Genomic DNA, 902 nt, shown 5'->3' on the forward strand with positions numbered 1-902 from the left:
GCGCCGGTTTCCAGCGTGTTGATCATGTTCTTGGTGAAGTCCTCGCGGTTCTCGACCATGGACAGGTTGGAACCGAAAGTGGAGGCCTGCGAGCGGATGGTGCCGAGGGCCGACTTCACCGTGTCGATCAGCGAGTCGATATCGGTGTCGGCATCCAGGGCGTCAGCGTCGATGGTGCTGAGGCCGAGATAGGCCGAGTTGATGGTCTCGCCGTCTTCCGACTGGATGTCGAGGGTCGACGTGCTGGTCTCGTTGAAGGTAATCGTCAGCAGGTCGCCCTGCAGCAGGTTGATACCGTTGAACGAGGAGTCGTCGGACAGCTTGTCGAGCTGGTCGCGCAGGTCGTTGAACTGCGTGGCCAGATCCTTGCGGACCTCGTTGCCGTCGATGGTGTCGGTGCCGGAGCCGCCGTCGATGGTGCTGGAGGTGACGCCGGTGACGGTGAGGTCGTTGGTCGACTGGTTCTCGATGCGCAGGCTGCCGTTGTCGTTAGACGCCCGGACCTTGTCATCGAGGCTGGAGCTCGCATTGATCTCCGAGACCAGCGTATCGACCGTCTTGGCCTCAACGTTGGTCAGGGATTCGGCACCGCCGGCGAGACCGGAGTCACTCGCGCCGGCCAGCGTCTCAGCGACGTTGGAGACGGCAACCGAAGCGACGTCGGAGCTCGAAGCCGTGTCCGCGGTGAGGACCAGTTCGCCACCGTCGGTGCTGGCGGTGATGTCGACCGACTCGGCATCGAACAGGGCATTCACGGCATCGGCAAGCTCGGTCGCCGTCACGGCTTCAACGTCGGCGACGTCGAACGTTACGGCCGAACCGCCATCGAGCGTCAGGCTCAGCGTGTCGGCGTCCGAGGCGGTGATGGCCACGGACTGCGCCGTCGCGCCGTCGAGCGAGAC

Annotated in this window: 1 pseudogene; it reads right to left on the minus strand. The window is 64.2% G+C overall.

Annotated elements, in window-relative coordinates:
- A pseudogene (locus CH339_RS23620) lies at positions 1-872 on the minus strand (hypothetical protein); the annotation flags it as partial.
- Positions 873-902: the final 30 nt, after the last annotated feature.

Source organism: Rhodobium orientis, assembly GCF_003258835.1.
Lineage (GTDB): Bacteria > Pseudomonadota > Alphaproteobacteria > Rhizobiales > Rhodobiaceae > Rhodobium > Rhodobium orientis.